Origin of the sequence: Streptococcus tangpeifui, assembly GCF_044503215.1 — a bacterium.
Taxonomy (GTDB): domain Bacteria; phylum Bacillota; class Bacilli; order Lactobacillales; family Streptococcaceae; genus Streptococcus; species Streptococcus tangpeifui.
The window spans coordinates 2,205,799-2,224,853 of sequence record NZ_CP172427.1; the positions used below are offsets into that span (position 1 = coordinate 2,205,799).

At 39.6% G+C, this 19,055-nt stretch carries 19 protein-coding genes; 9 read left to right on the plus strand and 10 right to left on the minus strand.

The features are described from left to right. Nucleotides 1-257 precede the first annotated feature (257 nt). On the minus strand, nt 258-695 hold the full coding sequence (locus tag ACFSN5_RS10180; protein WP_165329474.1) for a DUF3021 domain-containing protein: 438 nt from the start codon (nt 693-695) through the stop codon (nt 258-260). A 23-nt stretch (nt 696-718) separates the two neighbouring features. Beyond that, complete coding sequence (locus ACFSN5_RS10185) at nt 719-1,153, minus strand: LytTR family DNA-binding domain-containing protein (protein ID WP_165329473.1); 435 nt, start codon at nt 1,151-1,153, stop codon at nt 719-721. Nucleotides 1,154-1,359: 206 nt separating this feature from the next. On the opposite strand from ACFSN5_RS10185, the gene ACFSN5_RS10190 reads away from it, so the two are divergent. The 4 genes from ACFSN5_RS10190 (at nt 1,360) to ACFSN5_RS10205 (ending at nt 4,834) form a co-directional block, all read left to right on the plus strand. Further along, nucleotides 1,360-3,207, plus strand: coding sequence for an APC family permease (locus ACFSN5_RS10190; protein WP_165329472.1), 1,848 nt, complete (start codon nt 1,360-1,362; stop codon nt 3,205-3,207). Between the two features lie 97 nt (nt 3,208-3,304). Then, entirely contained in the window at nt 3,305-3,487 is a 183-nt protein-coding gene (gene rpmF, locus ACFSN5_RS10195; RefSeq protein WP_004225572.1) for a 50S ribosomal protein L32, read from the plus strand. A gap of 15 nt (nt 3,488-3,502) precedes the next feature. Then, nucleotides 3,503-3,652: a 50S ribosomal protein L33 gene (gene rpmG, locus ACFSN5_RS10200; RefSeq protein WP_001265622.1), complete on the plus strand. Its 150-nt coding sequence runs from the start codon at nt 3,503-3,505 to the stop codon at nt 3,650-3,652. Nucleotides 3,653-4,012: 360 nt separating this feature from the next. Next, entirely contained in the window at nt 4,013-4,834 is an 822-nt protein-coding gene (locus ACFSN5_RS10205) for a Bax inhibitor-1/YccA family protein (RefSeq protein WP_165329471.1), read from the plus strand. Between the two features lie 395 nt (nt 4,835-5,229). Here ACFSN5_RS10205 and ACFSN5_RS10210 read toward each other — a convergent pair whose 3' ends face one another. Beyond that, on the minus strand, nt 5,230-6,327 hold the full coding sequence (locus tag ACFSN5_RS10210; RefSeq protein WP_165329470.1) for an ArsR/SmtB family transcription factor: 1,098 nt from the start codon (nt 6,325-6,327) through the stop codon (nt 5,230-5,232). 97 nt (nt 6,328-6,424) lie between these two features. Here ACFSN5_RS10210 and ACFSN5_RS10215 point away from each other — a divergent pair, with 97 nt between their 5' ends. Continuing rightward, the gene (locus ACFSN5_RS10215; protein WP_165329469.1) at nt 6,425-7,780 is read left to right on the plus strand and encodes an MFS transporter; all 1,356 of its coding nucleotides are present in this window, start codon (nt 6,425-6,427) and stop codon (nt 7,778-7,780) included. Nucleotides 7,781-7,978: 198 nt separating this feature from the next. Here ACFSN5_RS10215 and ACFSN5_RS10220 read toward each other — a convergent pair whose 3' ends face one another. Continuing rightward, nucleotides 7,979-8,287 (minus strand): ArsR/SmtB family transcription factor, encoded by a 309-nt coding sequence (locus ACFSN5_RS10220; RefSeq protein WP_004227729.1) that lies wholly within the window; start codon nt 8,285-8,287, stop codon nt 7,979-7,981. A 110-nt stretch (nt 8,288-8,397) separates the two neighbouring features. Between ACFSN5_RS10220 and ACFSN5_RS10225 the strand changes: the two genes are divergently transcribed. Then, on the plus strand, nt 8,398-9,546 hold the full coding sequence (locus tag ACFSN5_RS10225) for an MFS transporter (protein ID WP_165329468.1): 1,149 nt from the start codon (nt 8,398-8,400) through the stop codon (nt 9,544-9,546). Nucleotides 9,547-9,869: 323 nt separating this feature from the next. Here ACFSN5_RS10225 and ACFSN5_RS10230 read toward each other — a convergent pair whose 3' ends face one another. The 5 genes from ACFSN5_RS10230 to ACFSN5_RS10250 form a co-directional block, all read right to left on the minus strand. Continuing rightward, nucleotides 9,870-10,493: a hypothetical protein gene (locus ACFSN5_RS10230; protein ID WP_165329467.1), complete on the minus strand. Its 624-nt coding sequence runs from the start codon at nt 10,491-10,493 to the stop codon at nt 9,870-9,872. 494 nt (nt 10,494-10,987) lie between these two features. Beyond that, nucleotides 10,988-12,784, minus strand: coding sequence for a heavy metal translocating P-type ATPase (locus ACFSN5_RS10235; RefSeq protein WP_165329466.1), 1,797 nt, complete (start codon nt 12,782-12,784; stop codon nt 10,988-10,990). A gap of 239 nt (nt 12,785-13,023) precedes the next feature. Next, a complete protein-coding gene (locus ACFSN5_RS10240; protein ID WP_241154267.1) occupies nt 13,024-13,491 on the minus strand; it encodes a hypothetical protein in 468 nt (155 codons plus the stop codon). Next, entirely contained in the window at nt 13,439-13,678 is a 240-nt protein-coding gene (locus ACFSN5_RS10245; protein ID WP_241154266.1) for a helix-turn-helix domain-containing protein, read from the minus strand. Before ACFSN5_RS10245 ends, ACFSN5_RS10240 begins: the two co-directional genes overlap by 53 nt. Nucleotides 13,679-13,952: 274 nt before the next feature. Next, nucleotides 13,953-14,567 (minus strand): NUDIX hydrolase, encoded by a 615-nt coding sequence (locus ACFSN5_RS10250; RefSeq protein ID WP_338062895.1) that lies wholly within the window; start codon nt 14,565-14,567, stop codon nt 13,953-13,955. 175 nt (nt 14,568-14,742) lie between these two features. Between ACFSN5_RS10250 and ACFSN5_RS10255 the strand changes: the two genes are divergently transcribed. The 3 genes from ACFSN5_RS10255 to ACFSN5_RS10265 are packed head-to-tail and all read left to right on the plus strand — an operon-like array spanning nt 14,743 to nt 16,503. After that, entirely contained in the window at nt 14,743-15,069 is a 327-nt protein-coding gene (locus tag ACFSN5_RS10255) for a PadR family transcriptional regulator (RefSeq protein WP_004228401.1), read from the plus strand. Further along, entirely contained in the window at nt 15,056-15,628 is a 573-nt protein-coding gene (locus ACFSN5_RS10260) for a DUF1700 domain-containing protein (RefSeq protein WP_165329465.1), read from the plus strand. The genes ACFSN5_RS10255 and ACFSN5_RS10260 overlap by 14 nt, the downstream gene beginning before the upstream one ends. Beyond that, nucleotides 15,625-16,503, plus strand: coding sequence for a DUF4097 family beta strand repeat-containing protein (locus ACFSN5_RS10265; protein ID WP_165329464.1), 879 nt, complete (start codon nt 15,625-15,627; stop codon nt 16,501-16,503). The genes ACFSN5_RS10260 and ACFSN5_RS10265 overlap by 4 nt, the downstream gene beginning before the upstream one ends. Nucleotides 16,504-16,559: 56 nt before the next feature. Here ACFSN5_RS10265 and ACFSN5_RS10270 read toward each other — a convergent pair whose 3' ends face one another. Then, entirely contained in the window at nt 16,560-19,010 is a 2,451-nt protein-coding gene (locus tag ACFSN5_RS10270; RefSeq protein ID WP_165329463.1) for a YhgE/Pip domain-containing protein, read from the minus strand. Nucleotides 19,011-19,055 lie beyond the last annotated feature (45 nt).

The window sequence follows — 19,055 nt, forward strand, 5'->3', positions numbered from 1 at the left end:
GAAGACAGTTCGTCTTCCTGATGACTAGACTGACTTGTCTATTTTCCGAGCTTTTCGACCGTGTTCAATTCCTTTCATAGATTTTAATCAATTTCTTAAGATAGCATGAATCACTGCCTGTATCACTACCAGCATCGATTATAATGCTCTTCTTTACACTTATAGCTCCCTCTATTCTACCATAAAAACAGCTGCCCTAACAGTTTAAGTCATTTCAAAAGCCCCTTAGCAGAAGCTTGAATAACCTTATCAAACTATTACAGTTTAGTATTGATAGCGCCGATATCCCTTTTGATCATCACATAATTAAACACATAGATAGCAGCATAAAGAAAGCTGATGAAAACTAACATGCCAAGCAGGCTTGTCACACTAAATTGGAACCATCTCAGATACCAGCCCGCCACTAGCAGCGGTACTACAATGAGGCTATAGTGCAAGCAAGTCAGCCAAAGTAAGGAATACTTTTCTGCCTGATGAAAGACAGATTCAGCTATCCCCTGAGCCATGCCCAGACCAGCAAAAATGGCAAGTTGGACACCAACCGCGCTGATATCAGACTGAAATTGTTCCATAAAGGCAGGGACTGCTGGTGAGAAACCTCTACCAACCACTAAGCTAGCAAGGTAGGTGGCTAAACTTCCCATACCTAGCCCCATTAAAGCATAAACGGGCATCTTTTTAAGTGCTTTCATGATATTTCCTCCTTTTCTAGTCGTCACAAACCTAATTTCTCTTTAAATGTCTTGAGGGAGCGTCGGGATACAAAACTCTCACCGCCAGTTTTCAAGGTGAGCTTGATCGTCCCTTTGATACTGAGATCCAATTTTTGGATGGCACTGATATTAACGATCTCACCTTGAGAAATCTTGATGAAATCTTTTGTCAACTGCTCCTCTAATTGATAAATCCGGTATTTAGTTGCATAGACTTTATCTGTTGTCTCTAGGAAAACTTTCTTATCCTCACTGTAAATACGGATAATATCAGGAAGGGCTAAGAGGTATACTTTTTCCATCCATACGCCAAGCAGATGGTCTGACTTCCCTTCAGCAAGGTCGATAATCTGCTGGGTCTTACGGTCAATATGCGCTGCATAAATTTTGATCAGTGTCTCCGCTAACCGCGAGTCTCTAATGATTTCGAGCTTCATTGCTTTTCCTCCTCTTTTTTAATTTAGTATAACCTATATTTTTCAGAGAGACTATATTTTTAAGATAAGCGGCTGTTTTTTACAGATATACGGTCATGCTTTCAATTAAATAATGGTTACAATTTAGCTTTTTCGATGATAGTTATTGATTTTCTAAAAAAATGGGATTATAATGCCTTGTCAAATAAATTTAGAGGAGGAAAGGGATGCTTTCTAATATCAAATATTTCCTTTTAGGGGCCCCTTTAAAATCTGATCCTGAAGAAGAGGATAACCATTCTTTGGGTAAATCACAAGCTCTGGCTATGCTATCCAGCGATGCCCTGTCGTCAATTGCCTACGGGCCTGAGCAGGTCATTCTTGTGTTGACTGCTCTATCAGCTGGTGCTATCTGGTGGTCACTACCTATCGGTCTAGCTGTCCTGATTCTTTTAATCAGTCTAACCATTTCTTACAGTCAGGTCATCCGTGCTTATCCTAGTGGCGGTGGGGCTTATATGGTCTCTACTGAGAATTTGTCACCATCTCTAGGACTGGTGGCTGGCGGCAGCCTCTTAGTCGATTACATGCTGACGGTAGCTGTTTCAGTATCATCTGGTGCTGATGCTATCACATCAGCCTTCCCGATACTGAGAGCCTTCAATTTGGAAATCTCTATTGCTCTTGTCCTCATCCTGATGATTATGAATTTACGTGGACTCAGAGAGTCGGCGGCAGCGCTCTTTGTACCTGTCTATCTCTTCATTATCTCCACACTTTTTCTGCTAATTTCTGGTATTTTCCAAATCATCACAGGCCATATAGACTACTCGGCAACTGCCCATATCGGTCAGCCTATTTCGGGACTAACCGTATTCTTGCTCCTTCGGGCCTTTACCAGTGGTTCGGCATCTTTGACTGGAGTTGAAGCCATTTCAAACGCTGTCCCATTTTTCAAAAAACCAAAAATCGGTAATGCCATTAAGACCCTTGTCATGATGTCTATGATTCTTGGTTTTATGTTTGTTGGCATTACCTTCCTCAACTACTGGCTTGGCATAGTTCCACAATCTGGTGTAACCATTTTGTCTCAGATCGCTCAGAGAATTTTTGGTGCTAGTGTGGTCGGTCAGGTGCTATTTTATATTTTCCAAATTGCTACCGCTCTAATCTTAGCTGTAGCTGCTAATACAGGATTCTCAGCCTTTCCAATACTGTCTTACAATATGGCTAGAAACAAATATATGCCCCACCTTTATTTAGAAAAAGGGGCACGTCTTGGTTATTCTAATGGTATTATGACCCTAGCCTTCGGTGCCATTCTTCTGCTCTTTATCTTTAAGGGAAGTACCGAACGGCTAATTCCCTTGTATACAATTGGGGTGTTTATTCCATTTGCTCTTGCACAGACTGGTATGGTGGCTTATTGGAAAAAACAAAAGCCTGATCATTTCCTTAGGCGGTCTTGGGCTAATCTGTTAGGAGCTGTCATTTGTTATGGCATTATCCTCATTCTTTTACTTTTCCGCTTAGCAGATATCTGGTATTTTTTCCCAATTATCATCATCTTGATCCTTATGTTTCAGAAGATTCACCGTCACTATCAAAATGTAGCGCGACAGTTACGCATTTCTGAACAAACCAAATCTATCCAGTACTCTGGTAACACGGTTCTGGTTCTCGTCGGCAATATGACTAACGCCACTGTCGGAGCGATCAATTATGCTAACTCTCTTAGTCAAAATGTTATCGCCTTGCACGTCTCAACAGCCGAGACACAGATAAAAGATGACGAGGTTAGGGATGAATTCAAACACTATTTCCCAAATACTACCTTTATTAATATTTATTCCGATTATCGCGATATTATCAAGCCAACTGTTGATTTCGTCAATGATATGAGTAAGCAAGCCAAGGCTGCTAACAATACTTTGACCGTTATCATTCCACAATTTGTCCCACGAAAGCGTTGGCAAACACTACTGCACAACCAGATGAACCTTCGTCTTCGTTATTTTCTCAGATGGAACCAGGATATAATCCTAGCCAGCTATTCCTTCCATTTAAAAAATTAAAGAGTTAATGTCAAGTAACTTTACTTTACAAAAATAATATGATAAACTGTTAGAGTTGATTTAAAATCAAGATTAATCTATTGGAGGAAACATAAAAATGGCAGTACCTGCACGTCGCACGTCAAAAGCGAAAAAAAATAAACGTCGTACACACTACAAATTGACAGCTCCAACTGTGAAATTTGATGAAACTACTGGAGATTACTCACGTTCTCACCGTGTATCCCTCAAAGGCTACTACAAGGGACGTAAGATCGCTAAAGCTAACGCTGCGGAATAATAGAAGGGAGATACCATGCGCGTAAATATTACACTTGAACACAAAGAATCTGGTGAACGCTTGTACCTTACTTCAAAAAACAAACGTAATACCCCAGACCGTCTTCAATTGAAAAAATACTCACCAAAATTGCGTAAGCATGTGGTGTTTACTGAAGTGAAATAAGGCTTTCACTACTATTCAGTGAACGTCAGAAACCCTGATTTTACAGGGTTTTTTTTATTTTTCCAATTTTACTATCATGCATAAAAATGAAATTCAAACTCTATATTTTCTCTACATTTTTTGATTTGATAGCCTATTAAAATGACGGTTACAACTCATCCACTGAACAGTACCTCCTATAAGTATTTTAACTAGACCGATTTGGCTGTGTTTATTTTACAAAAAGAGAGCAGCTATCCAGTATCAAGAGAAAGTTGACTTCATTTTGAAATGAATTTTTAGTATAATGCCTGTAAATAAGGGCACTGACTACAAAGAAGGTAGTAAAGCTTTTGAAAAAGAATTAGAAGTGGAAAACTAATGGATAAAAAGAATAATATCAATCTTGAACAAATGAAAAAAGCCATGGAGAATGCTGATTCAGCTGATGCTACATACTGGGAAAAGGCTAAATTTGCAAAAGAGGCATCTCAAATAAAACCCATTAAAGAAGAACTACCTTTTCTTCGTAAACATGTGGCACGGGTCTACAGCATATTCGCCCTCATGTTAGTCTATACAGGTGGGATTATTTGGTTTTTGTACTATCACCCCTCTCTCTATTTAAAAATTTTACAATTTACAACCTATTCTAATTGGACCATATGGGGATCATGGGGATTCCTGCTATTATGCATTATTATTTGTGGTTTTTCTGAAAACCTTTTGATAAAAAGCATCAGTGCTTTCGCCTTTCTAACTGGAATTAGTATCATATCCTCTTCAATTTCTTTCATTTATGAACCGATGATTATCTTTAAAGCTCTAGCTGTGACTATAGCTATTTATATCGGAACTGCGCTATTTGGATTATTTACTAAAAAAAATCTAACTGGATGGGGCCCTCCTTTGTTCGGGGCACTTTTGGGTCTGATTGTAGCAGGACTTTTCCAAGGTTACTTTCATAATTCAACACTTGATTTCATCGTGACTCTTGTTGATATCGTTGTTTTTACTCTATATATCATGTATGACAATCAGATGATTAAAGTACGTTTTCTGGATAAATATAGAGACAACATACCTGATAGTCTTGCTTCTTGGTGGGCATTATCGTTGGATAGTTCTATTGATATCTACCTTGATTTTATCAACCTCTTCTTAGATATCCTTTCTTTGTTTTCTAGCGATGACGATGATTAGGCACTCGTATCTTAAAACTTTTCCATTTTTAAAACAAAAGCACTCTGTGGCGAGTAATTACTGAGTGCTTTTTCCTTGCCCTTCTACTTTTAAATGCTGAGACAAACCAGTAAGAACTCCAAGACAGAATAGGCATAAGTCAATCACTACAACTATGGACACCTATGCTGAGTTAGCTCCACATAAAAAAATTGAAGTAATTGGCACATTTCAAAGTAAACAAGAGGATTTAGGGAATAAGCAGTAACTCTACATTTATATTTACAGAGTTGTAAATATGCTGTAAAGTCAACAGTTACAGCGTTATAATTTAACTTTTACTGAAGTGAAATAATTGAGTATACTAAAAGCCTATGAAATCAATGTTTCAAAGGCTTTTTTCTTGACTATTAGTTTCAATTTTTAAAGAATTGATAAAAGTTTGGCATCAGTTGTGTAACGAGCTGTGTTGGCTCATAAAGAACGAATTTTTTAGCTTTTGTTGTTGTTAATAAGTTAGCTTCCTTTAAAATTTGCAAATGTCTGGAGACACTGGAATTACTCATTAATAAAATTTGAGCCAAAGATTGTGTCGTACTTGGTTTATTAATAACATAATTCATAATTTGCAATCGGACAGGATCACTTAGAGCTTTAAAGATAGTAATCAAATTTTCCGGTGTGGCGTTATAGTAACTTGGATGCTCAGTAATATCATAAGTAATGGCAAGCCCTTGGTCGAAAGTTTCAACAAAGAGGTGAGGCCAAATAAAATAACTTGGTAATAGCATAATAGAATCACTATCTTGCAGTTGGATTTCTTGCTCAAACGGCTTAATAACGACTAGCTCATCCTCTTTCCAATGGATGCGGTCAACCTGTAAATGATTAAACATTTCGATTAAACCATTCTTTCTTAAAAAAGAAGATTGCTTCTGAATTTCATCTAGCAGTTTCTGCTGAATAGTCTTCTCTTTCCAAGTATTATCAAATATTTTTCGTCTATACCAATCAATAAAGGAAAAAAGTCGTTGGTAGACACTGGATGCGTCCTTCCTCAAGTCACTAAGTAACTGATTGTCCTTATGCAAAGAAAAATCTTTCCATTCTAATCCCTTTGCTAATGTCGGAATGAAGGAATTTTCTCGGTCCCTAGTTACTTTTCCCAAATGCTCAATTAGCTGAGCAGCAGGCAGCTCACTAAGAAATTTCTTTAGATTTTGTATCTCTTCTTCAATCGTTGTCGCATGATAACGAAAATTGCAAAGCAAGATAGGAGAAACACCGAGTTCATAAAAGAGTTGAAAATAGTGAAGGTTCTCATAGAAATCGTCTGTCAATCTGTCTTGTATCCCAATCACCCAGTCAATATTTGTTCCATGGTGACGAGGATTCAATAAAACATGTAAACTTCTAAAAAGCTCATTTAAGGGAGAATAGACAAATTGTATTCTTTGCGTCAAGGTCTCATCCGTTTTTAGAGCATAATTGCTAAATTGAATGGTAATAGTCATGGGCACACTCCCTTCTAACGATTCGATATTTCTAGAATCGATTGATTATAGGTTGTCTTCATTGTATCATAGTTTGAGATTAAAGGAGGGAAGTAAAATGACAAAACGGTTGCAAGATTCACTGATAACAGCTATCGCAGGTATGGGAATGCTGCTTTCTACTTTAGACACGGGTATCATCAATGTCGCCTTATCCTTTTTGAAGGGACAATTTCAAACGACAACTAACATAGCATCGTTTACAATAACTGGCTATACCTTAGCTTTAGCTATCTCTATCCTACCTTTAGGAGTATTAAGCGATAAATTTGGAAAGTTAAAGATTTCCTACTTAGGATTTGTACTTTTTGGGCTAAGTTCGTTATTTTGTGGATTTGCCAATAGTATTGGCTGGCTCATTGCTGGCCGGATTTTTCAAGGCATAGGGGCTGCCGCTCTACAAGCTACTTCAGCAGCTCTGATTACTACTTTAGTTTCTGAAGATCGTAAAAACAGCGCTATTAGCATTTTAGGCGTTATGATTGGCCTAGGGCCTGTGCTGGGCCCGTCTTTAGGAGGTATATTACTTTCTTTAAATCTCTGGCGCTTTATCTTCTGGCTAAATGTTCCTTTTGCAATCCTCGCAATAGTATGTAACCATTATCTTCTTAATAAGCTCTCTGAGGAGACTAGCGAACGAACATTGGATAATCTTGGAATTCTTATAAATGCTCTAATGTTAGTTTTTCTTTTATTAGGGTTGTCTTTGCTAAGCAAATCTCATCTATTACTAGTCAGCCTTATTTTAATCATATCCAGCCTGTTCCTCGGAATCATCTTTTACCATGTTGAATTTAGGAATAAACAGGCACTTGTTGATGTTGAGGGATTAAAAAACAACCCACAAGTAATCTCCTATCTTTTGCAAACGGTCGCCTTTGGTTTTGCTTCTGCCATGATATTTTTACTTCCTCCCTTTATTTTTGAACAATTATATCATTTAGGAGTGGGACAGACTGGCTTTCTTGTGCTAGGCGCACCAGCAGGATTAGTAATCTTTTCAAGGCTATCAGGGAAGTACAATGACGGTAGCAAAAATAAAGCCTTTAATCATTTAGGTCTCGGAATTATTATTGCTTCTTTGCTTTTCCTTTTGCTACTCACTCCTAGCTGGCCTTATTTCTTCTTAACTTTAGGATTGTTTATTTATGGTATTGGTGGCGGCTATTTCCAGCCTGCCAATATTGCTAGTATTATGCAAGCTAGCCCTATGGAAATGCAAGGCAGCACGGGAGCTTTACAGCGAATGGTACAAAATGTTGCCATTTCAGCTGGTTCCGCTATTGGCTCAACTTGCTTAAACCTTTGGTCCAATAATCTTTTATTAGCCACTCGAATTGGCTGGGGCATTACACTGGCTCTAGTCATTATCAGTTTAAAAGAAATGATACATTTCTCAAATCATGATAATTAAGACAATAAAGGAAGTCGATTTTTTTATATAAATCGACTTCGTTTTTAAATAAATTTGGATTTCGGAACTTTGACAACTTCAAGAAACATATCTTCCTCGTTTTGAACATCACAAAAGAGAAGACGAAATTCGTCTCCTCTCGTGCTTAGCTATAAGTCACCCACTACACTTGACAATGAGCCATAAACTTACACATTTTCATTCTTCAGCTTCAAGAGAAGTCAGAAAGCCGGGCAGTAAGATATCAAACGTTTTTTGATTTAATTTTACAAACTTATTTTGCCCCACCTTCCTTGTATTTGTAAGACCTGCTTCACGCAGGGTTCTAAAATGGTAAGAGGCAGCCGACTTGCTAATAGCCAGCAAAGTACCAATCTCACCACAATTCAACTCGTCTTGTTTCTGGTATAGAAGTCTGACAATATTTAGTCGAGCAGGATCAGCCAAGGCTTTAAATATTTTGATTCTTTGTTCATCTTGATTTTTAGATAGTTTTTCAATAGTCATAAGGTTATTTTACTATTGAATTTTCTATCTGTCAATGCTACAATATTCTCATGATGGTTAAATAGTTTTTTAACTATTAAATTTAAAATGTCTTAATGGAGTCGTCAATCATGAAAAAATACTCTCTTTTATTCTTTTTAACCATGTTCATCATTGGGACAGATACATTCTTAGTATCTCCCTTGCTGCCAACTCTAACCAAATTGTACAGGATAGATTCCTCCATTTCAGGTTGGATGGTTAGTGCATACGCTATTGGCTATGCTGTTTTCGCGCTTATCTCAGGTCCAATTTCTGATGGTAGAGATAGGAAGACAGTAATGACTTACGGATTAGCCGCTTTCGCTACTTCAACATTCCTATGCGGATTTGCAACTAGCTTCCCTCTTATGCTTCTTTTCCGCTTATTTGCAGGCATCAGTGCTTCATTTGTAACCCCTCAGGTTTGGGCATCTATTCCAATTGTAGTAGATAAGAGTCATATTGTTCAACTCATGGGTTATGCGACTGCAGGTTTATCTGTATCTCAAATGGCTGGTGTCCCAATTGGCGGTTATCTTGCCGGCTTTTCTTGGCAAACGCCATTCTATACTATTGCAGCAGCTTCTCTTATATTACTCATTTTGATTCATGTTTATCTGCCTAAACTTGAAATCGGTCAATCTAATAGAATTTCATTTACAGAGGCTTATAAAAATATTTTAACCAATAGAAAATCTGTGAGTTACCTTATTGCTTATTTTGTATTCCAAACAGGTTCATTTACAGCTATCACCTTTATTTCAACATGGTTTACACATGATTTTCATATGAGTCTGACAACCATTAGTACAGCTATTATTGCTGTTGGAGCAGGGAATTTATTTGGTTCTCTTTTCGGCAGTCAAATCGTTAAACGTTTCGGTCTGCAAAAGACATTCAGAACGGAACTAATGACACTCATCATTCTTTATTTAATATTACCATTGGCACAGAATTTTTGGATTGCTGAAATTTTATTAACGATTATTTATATTAATAATGGTTTTGTCTTCCCGTTGTTCATGACAGCCCTACAGGGAACTGTCGAAAACGCACGCAGTACGATCTCTTCATTGTCAAATGCAGCTATGTACCTAGGAGAAACCATTGCCGGCATTGTTGGAGGAGTTCTCTTTGTAACTTTTACAGGGTTCTCAGGAATTTCCATCTTTGCTGCTATCATGATTGCTTTATCTTGGTTGCTTTATGCACAAGCAGGAGCGTTTAAGAAAAACTAACTATAGATTCTATTGTTTTAACAATAATATTTCACACGAATAAAGAGCTTGGGACAAAAGCAGTCCCAAGCTCTTTTCAGAAGCAAAAAGCCATGAATCAATACTTTTGGGCTTTTTTGCGCTCTATTATGACACCGCCTTAATTAGAGAAGAGGTATGTTTCTGTTAGAGATAATGACTTAATGACATTGACTGGCGGTCTCACCCTCTTTTACCCAGTTAATTATTTGTATGAGGAAGCCAATAAAATGTCTATCATTTTATTGATAAGGGGATTAAGGTGCTAAAAAAGCAGGAGCATTGAACCTGCTTGCTTGATGATTTTAACTTAGGAAGAAGACATTGACTCCTTCTCCGATAACGATAAGACGGTCGCGACTGCTATCATCCCATTGACTGGCGGCCTGAGCTCCACTTGGAGTCGCTACACCTGCTGGAACTACATAGTAATTCCAACCATATTGATTTGAGAAGCCGGCTGATTGACCATCTTGGTGATAGTTACTGAATTGGCATTGAAACTCACCGTCTGACTTGCTGATGGTGCCTGTACCATCTGTGCCTACGGTAAAGTTGATAGCACCATTTTGACCAGTATAGGTTCCTGCAATACTAGAAAGGTCACCCTTAGCTACAGCGGTTATATTGATGTTAGAATTAGGCTGAGATTGGGAAGTTTTTTGATCCTGACTAGACGATTGTGAAGAGGCTTGGGAGGAGGTGCTTGGAGAGTTTTGAGAGCTCGCCTGCCCCTGAGAGCTATTTTGCGCTTGCTTGCTTTGACTGGAACTGGTCGAATTTTTCTTGCTAGCTTTTTTACTAGTCTGGATCGTCTTGGCAGAATGGTCCGTCTTAGTTTTAGAACTATTCTTCTGGCAGGCTCCCAGTAAGAGTGTGCTTGTCAGCGCAAGCGTGATTAAGCTTATACCTTTTTGAACTTTTTTCATAGTAGATGACTCCTTCCTACATTTTCACCTTTATTATAAGAGACTTTTAAAGCAAACGCAATATTTTTGTAACTTTTTTGTAATTTTTACCTTACTATCTTTTTATTCGAAAATTATTTAAAAAACTTAGGAAAAATAAAAATGAGAGTGGAACAGACGGCCATGATGGCTTAGCTCTCACTCACAAAGTATTCTAATCTCTGAGGATTATGTATAAAAATCGCTAGGGAGTGGAATCAACCCAAAAAGTGAAAATTTTGGTTCTTACCACTTCTTAATTTCTAGGTAGTGACCTGAAACGGTCTCTCCCCCAGACCGTTTCACTCCCACCCCCGCACAGTTGGCTAAGTTTTCCGCTTTTGCCTCGTGGCAAAAGGAAACCAGCCAGCAGTGGTTCATTGGTGCTAAATCACTTAATGAACTGTGCAGGGTGAAGGCTACTCAATCGATTGCTTAGCAATACTGATTTTGGTTTCATTCTCAGGAAGCGATTCTTATGAGGCCTTACTATGGGCCCGCAGGGCTGATAATATAGCCACAGTATCGACGACTTCTTGAAGTACGGCTCCGACTAGAGTTGGAATGACCCCGGTTGCGGCGATTAACATAAGAACCACACAGACAGTCAGACCGATTAAGACCGACTGACGGGCAATACTCATGGTGTGTTTAGCAATCTTAATGACTTGAGCGACCTTACTGAGGTCATCTTTGAGAATAACAACATCAGCACTCTCACTAGCAGCACTGGAACCACTGGCTCCCATTGCAATACCTACATCGACCGTTGCTAGAGCAGGGGCATCATTAATCCCGTCGCCAACCATAAGAACAGGCTGCTGATCTGGTGCCACTGCTCTTAGGAAGTTAATTTTGTCTTGAGGGAGACAGTCCGCATGAACCTGAGTGATACCGACTTCTTGGGCAATCTTATCGGCAATACCTTTTCTGTCTCCTGTTACCATGACCAGATTGTTCACGCCGAGGTCTTGAAGTTCAGACATGGTGCTTTTTGCTTCTGGTCGAACGCGATCAGTAAAAGTGATGTGACCGATATAGCGGTTATCTTTAGCTACATAAATACTGGTTTTATCGGTCTTTTGATCATCAGTTAAGTCAGGCATCATGGCCATCTTTCCAACTGAGAAGAGACTGCCTTGGCAATTACCTTGTACGCCTTTGGCGGTGATTTCTTCAATATCACTAACTGGCAGCATTTTAATGCCATGACTCTGGGCATAATGAACCAGACTTTGAGCTAGGACATGTGAAGAGGATTGTTCAATGCTGGATGCATAGGTCAGAAGTTCTTCTTGGCTAGCTCTCACCGCTACAATTTGATCAACTTGCAGATCTCCCTGAGTAATAGTCCCTGTCTTATCGAAAGCCGCAGTTTTGATTTTAGAGAGTTTTTCCAAGACTGTACCATTCTTGACAATAACGCCGTTTTTTGAAGATTGGCTCATGCCAGCTACCAGAGCAATTGGCGCTGCTAAAATCAAGGGGCAAGGCGAAGCGACTACTAATACTTGAGCAAAACGGACAGGATTCTTGGTGAGCAACCAAGCGAGACCACCAATTAGATAGGCAAAGATGGTAAAGGGAAGGGCATAACGGTCAGCTAAACGGACAAAAGGAGCAGGGTTCCCTTTTGATTCCTTAACCAATTTTACCAGTTGCTGGTATTGACTATCCTTGGCCAGAGCTGTCACTTTGAACTGGATAGCATCGGAACCATTGAGCGATCCCGACATGAGGCTATCACCAGGACCTTTTTCGATAGTCTTAGACTCTCCAGTTAGAGAAGCTTCATTGAAATCGGAACAACCTTCTAGGATGATCCCATCAACGGGCACCATCTCCTGAGGACGCAAAAGAACAGTGTCGTTAATCTTCAGGTCGTCAACATCCACTACTTCAACATTGGTCCCAACTATCTTATGGGCCAACTTAGGAGTATTATCTAAGAGGCTAGTCAGTTCGCGGCTGGCACGGCGACCAGCATAGTCTTCCAGACTTTCCCCTCCTGTTAACATGACCAGAATAATCAAACTAGCCCAGTAGTCACCAATAGCTAGAGTTGCAATAATGGCTGTGATAGCCAAAATATCAACTCCATAACGACCTTCCTTGAGAGTCTGGATCATACCCCAGAACATCAAAAGAGACATCACACCACCTGAAATAGCTACCAGTAAATAGGCCAAGTGCCCTTGACCTAAGCCAAAGGTCAGAACCAAAGCTAGCAGTCCGATCAGGAGCACGGTCATAAATTTTTTGAAGTTGCTCATGGCTAATCCCCGCTTATTTCTTATTTTTTAGCTTAATTATAATCATTATAAATACCAACTTAATTATAATCATTATAATTAATAATAGCAAGTTAAAGCATAAAACTCCTCAACATAAGGCCTGTTTCTGTCGCACTAAGCTGAAACTCAAAGAATTCACCGACAAAAATACCTTGACAGATATGTAAAGAAAAGAGGCCCTGATAATCAGTCAAGGCCTTCATTATTAGCATTTCATCTTAGAAAAGATGTAAAGCATATTTACAGATAAAGAGCAGAGGAATAATGATACCCCAAAAAATCATTCCAATTGGTCGGACAACAGGACTCTTCCACCAGAGGAAATCATCCTTGGAAGCATGAGAAAATCCCTTACGATCCAGATGGCGGTCACGAGACAAAGAGATATTCTTGGTCAGTGGGTACTTCTTATCAAGGCGGTCTTTCCAATGTGTCTTGCGAATGTATTTAGAAAGAGTCAGACCAGTTAGGAATATAAACGTCCAAACTAGACCAAGAATCGTTTGCAGAAGCTTACCTGAAATAAAATTGATGCCAGTTGCCAACAAAACCATAATAAAGATATAACCCAGTCGGAAAATCGAAAAGAGTTTATCTTCGGCATCTCGCTTTTCTAGTTGGCCAGCCTGCTCATCAGCATAGGCAGCTACTTTTTCCAATTTCCAATGTTTGACTATCTTCATCATCGTTAAAGAGCTCATTAACGGAAATATTCAAGGCGTTGGCAACTAACCCAAGGGTTTCTAAACTTGAGTCATCACCTTTTTCGATACGTTGAATGGTCCGAACACTGAGACCTGTCTCTTCAGCTAAACGTTCTTGAGTCCACCCCTTTTGTTTACGCAGCCTCGCAACGATTGTTTGATTTTTCATGATTATGATCCTTTCTGGCAGATAGTTTTTTAGAAGTTAGCCTTGCTAGCTCCTCACCTGCTTACTAAGCTAATTATAGTTCTAAGCAGAAAATTTTAGAACGACAGCCAGACGACAATGACCCGACAAAAACCTGACAGGTCGCCGACAAAGCTATAGACAGATTTTTACGAACGAATAGTTCTTGACAACTATTGTCAAGCTGGTACAGGAAAATAAAAGAAAATCACCTAAATAAAAGACTTAACTGATTACTTAAGTCTTTACACTACTGTCAACTATGGTCATCCTTTAGAATCTCAATGAAGCGAGCAGTGAATTGCGCAGTAATACCCCAGAGATTTTCTCCACCTAGATCATAGAAGAGCACCTTACGATTATCCTTACCAAAATTATAGTTAGAGCCATTGGGAATCCGCTCAAAGGGAAAATTGGAGTCTGGTTTAGGTGTTGCAATTAGGTGGTAAATTTTTGGTTTCGTTATCAGAAGCTGGTTCAAGGGGAGGGTAAAAAGTCTTTCCACCTCGTCAGGATTTGCCTGAATAGCCTGCCAGTCTCCTAAAATCTTACCGACAAAACAGCGGATGGTCCGACCATGATGGATAAAGTAATCTATTTCACCCAAAATTTCAATTTGAGAACTGGTAATATTCAACTCCTCAGCTGTCTCTCGAACAGCTGCTTCTTGAAAGCTTTCTCCTGTTTCCACTCGACCACCCGGAAAAGAAACCTCCCCAGGTTGAGAAATATATTTACTGCGAATCTGATAAAGAATCTGCCAATCCTGATTATTTTCATCCCAGACTAAGGGCAAGAGAACAGCATAACACCTCTCTTGCCCTAAAGGTCGGGGTTGGTACTCTTTTATTCGTTCGATACAATTTTCTATCATTTCTTTTCCCTTTTCTTTTTTCTCTTACCATCATAACATGTTTGCCTATCTTTTTAACAGGCGGAATTCTTTTTTCAAAATTATATAAAAAATTTATATATTTTTATTGACAAGTCCTGATAAATATTTTATGCTTGATATATAAAAATAATATATATTTAAGGAGGTGCCTATGTATTTTCCGGTATCATCCATCCTCATTGAATTTTTGATTCTAGCTATTACTGAGAAAGGGGATTCCTATGGTTATGAGATTAGTCAAACTATCAAAATCATTGCTAATATCAAGGAATCAACCCTCTATCCCATTCTCAAACGGTTGGAAAAAGCGGGCTATCTGACAACCTACAGTCAAGAATACCAGGGAAGACGACGTAAGTATTATTCCATCACATCAGCGGGTCTGACACAGTTAGCCCTGCGCAAAGATGAATGGCAGAAGCATATCTCAACCATCGACGGCATTATCGAAGGGAGAATCAGACATGACAAAAAATGACTATTTACAGCAACTGGATAAGTATCTAAGAAAGTTGCCCCATCAAGATTATCAAGAAGCTATGGATTACTTCACAGAGTACTTTGACGAAGCAGGCCCCTCAAACGAGTCTCAAGTCATCCAAGAACTGGGTAGTCCCAAGGACGCTGCTAAAGATATTATTCACAATATCTTAGACGAGAAATCGGACCGTGATTATGCTAACTCCAAATCACGTCTAGCTTTAATCTGGATAGCTATCCTTGCCTGTCTTCTTAATCCTTTTAGTTGGGCTCTCTTAGCCGTGGTCTTTACCATTCTTGCAACAGGCGTCGCCATGATTTTTATCTTTTTTATGCTGGGTATTGCTGGAGCTATTTCAGGTATTGCTATTTTTATTGACGGACTAACCTATCTCAGTTCAACCTGGGCTGGTTCCCTCATTGGTATCGGAATAGGAATGCTTTTCGCTGGCTTTGCCTGTCTCCTTATTTTAGCAACCAGCGAGGCCTCTAAATGGCTTGGTCGTGGTACAGTTGGCCTAGTTCGGTGGGCAAATAAGAAAGGAAAAAGGTCATGAAAAAGTGGAAAAAAATAACATTGATTTCTGGAATTAGTTTAATTCTTTCCGGGGCCGTATTGGCTTATATTGGACAACTCAGTGGCGGTTTAGATGCTATCCAGTATAAAAATCATGGCAAAGTTAGCCATGTGAAGAAGAAATTAGACCCGTTTGATCACATTGATCTAGAAGGTGATTACTATGACATTCTTGTCAAATCAACAACAGATAAGGAAGCAAGTATCTCCTACTACACTAACAAAAAGGAAAAAGTCGACTTTAATGTTACTGATAAGAAGTTAAGTGTGAAGCAAAGCTCAAAGGGGTTGGCTCACTTTATAAATCTATCTATTTTAGCTCAGCTAGCTGATGCTAAAACGAAAAACTTGAATACCATTGTTATCTCTCTTCCCAAAGGGCAAACAATTTCTACTCTTAGGAGTCAAGCTTCAATTAATGGCCTTAAACTAGATGGCCTTACGGTTAATCGTCTTGATGCTAATGTTGATACGGGGAATCTCACAGTCAAAAATTCTAAAATTTTAGCCGGACAGGTAGATATCGATACGGGGAACGCTGATATTTCTAACTCACAACTGTCTGATTTGACTCTGACCAACGATACTGGCAGTATTGATCTGGATACTGTCACACTAATTTCAAGTAAAGTTTCTGTTGATACTGGCAGTCTGGCTGGTCAACAATTAACCTTCAAAAAAGACAATCAGATTTCCGCTGATACTGGCAGCATTGATCTTAGCCTTAAAGATTATCATTTGACAGTATCTAGTCACGCTGATACAGGTAGTGTCGATGTTAGTGACAAACTCATACACTCAAGAGATAATTTTCTTGATTTAAAGGCCGACACCGGCAGTATCACGCTTGAATAAACGACACATAAAAAAAGCTAGCTTGACGGTTCTGTCAAGCTAGCTTTTTATTACATTTAACGATCATCTTGCTGACGATAGATTAGTAGACCCAAAAGCATTGCTCCAAGTATGAAGACTAACAACATTCCAAGTTCTTTCCCCACATCTCCAGTTAGAGATATAGTTTTACGTAACCCTAATACCGAATAGGACATGGGTAGATAAGGCTGAATAATTTTAAAGAATTTAGGACTGAGCTCAATTGGATAAGTCCCTGCACTGGAACCTAGCTGTAAAAGCAGTAAAATCAGACTGGCGAAGGCGCCATAACGTTGATGCCAACCGACTAAAGCTGTCACAATAGCCATCAAGGCCCAAGCAGTAAAAAGGGTTACCAGATAAGTTTTTCCCGAATAATTAGGATGAACTCCAATAGCCTGAACGGCAAAGAAAAGAATAGTAGCTGATGCCGTAGCAATTAGACCGTTAATCAAGAGCTTATTTTTAGCCCAGGCAAAACGGGTTCTAGGTTCATTACCAGAAAGAGCTTTAGCAAAAATAACATTACTGGATAAAGCAACAACCATCAGAGCTACGGACATCATGTATGGAGCCATACCGACACCATTGGTTGCAACATTATCCTTATCGCTATGTTTTACGCTTAAAGGTTGAGCCACTGTCTTAGCATTAATTGGTTTTACGGAAACCACATTCAACTGGTCCTTCGCTTTAGCTAAAGATTGAGATAGAGTATCGGCGCCACTTGACAAAGTTGACAATCCTGTTGTCAAGGCTGCACCACCTTGAGCTAATTGGCCGGCTCCTGATGATAATTGGTTGGCACCTGAGGCCAATTGACTAGAGCCACTAGTAAGTTGACCAGACTTACTGGACAATTGGCTAGCTCCGTTAGCTAAGGTGGAGGTAGCATTACTCAAAGTTGACACACCTGTCAAGAGTTGGGCAGAACCGCTGGATAACTGACTTTGCATAGTCCCAATACCGCCAGCTACCTGCTGACTTCCTGGTAAAACTTGTTGATTAAGTGTCGTATTAACAGTTGTCAAACCTGATTCCAAACTTGATAGACTGGTGGCAGCTCCTGGTAAGATAAGATTAGCCTGAGCAGCAAGACTACTGATATTGGTTTGTAAACTAGATAAATCTGGACTTGTTGACATTGGATTGGATGAATTGGTTGTAGTTGTCGTACTAGCATCAGTTCCAGCATTCGCCAGCGTTGCTTCCAAGCTTTGAACCGTAGCAATCAGACCACTAACGTCGACAGAACTGCTGCTTGTTTGTGGGGCATTATTACTGACAGCATTAGAAATCTCTGCCTGCTGCTCTGGCGTCAAGGATTGATAAGCTGAAGTTGACTGAACGGCTGCTAATTGACCAGAGGTGTCCGCGGTTGTTGTACTCGTTCCTGTGCCAGATAAAGATTGCAGTTGAGACTCAATACTAGCCAGACTAGCCTGTACCCCAGATAAATCTGGGCCACTGGTTGTTGTTGTGCTAGTCGTTGGGGCAGCCGCCGTTGGGACTCCACTTGCCTCTGTACTTCTCCCAGAATTGACAGCTTGGTTAAGATTTTGAATAGCTGAATTGAGGGCAGGCAAGGCAGCGACCAATTGGTCAATTTGGGTCTTTTGATCGGATGTCAGGCTAGTATTGCTAGCTAATTGGCTGAGGCCAGTTGAGAGCTGATTAACCCCTGTTATTAGAGGTTGAGCAGAATTTGCTCCAGAAGAAAGAGCAGATACCCCATCTGCCAATGTTCCCATATTGGCATTCATGAGGTTAAGGCCAGACGAGAGCTGATTTACACCGCCAGTATAGGTTTGCAGACCAGTATTTAAACTGTCAGCACCAGAAGCTAGGGCTTGGGTCGACGTTGACAGCAAGTTGAGACTATCACTAAGAGTCTGACTGCCAGACTTAGCAGTATTCGCACCGGTTGCTAGAGCACTGCTGCCATCAGCAGCTTGGCCCATCCCATTCTTTAACTTGGACATACTTTGAAAGACCGCCTGGGTATAAGTTTGGGTCAGAGAGTTAGAAACACTGGCCTTTAACTTGGACATAACCGAATCACTCATTTTAGAAGCAACAAAACTTCTTCCTTTAGTAGTTTGGTAATTAATCTGCATCTTTTTGGGATGGTTGGTCAGCAGAGTGGTGGCATTCCGCGAAAGATCTTTGGGCAAAGTCACAACCATGTAATAGTCACCCTGCCTCAATCCTCTATTGGCACTGTCTTTTGAGGTAAAATGGTAATCAAGACTATCATTTTCAGCCATATTGCGGACCATATTTTTTCCAATGGTCAGGTCTTTACCATTTAGCTCAGCTGTTTTGTCTTGATTAACAACAGCAACGGGTAGGTGGTTGACATTCCCATAAGGATCCCACATGGAGCTCAAAAAGATAATATTATAGAGCATAGGGACCAATGATACTCCTAAAATTGTTACCCAGAGTGTAGGTTTTTTTAGAATAGCTTTGACTTCTTCTAACATTTTCTCCCTCTTTTTTAGACGGATTGTCTATATTTTTGATACAAT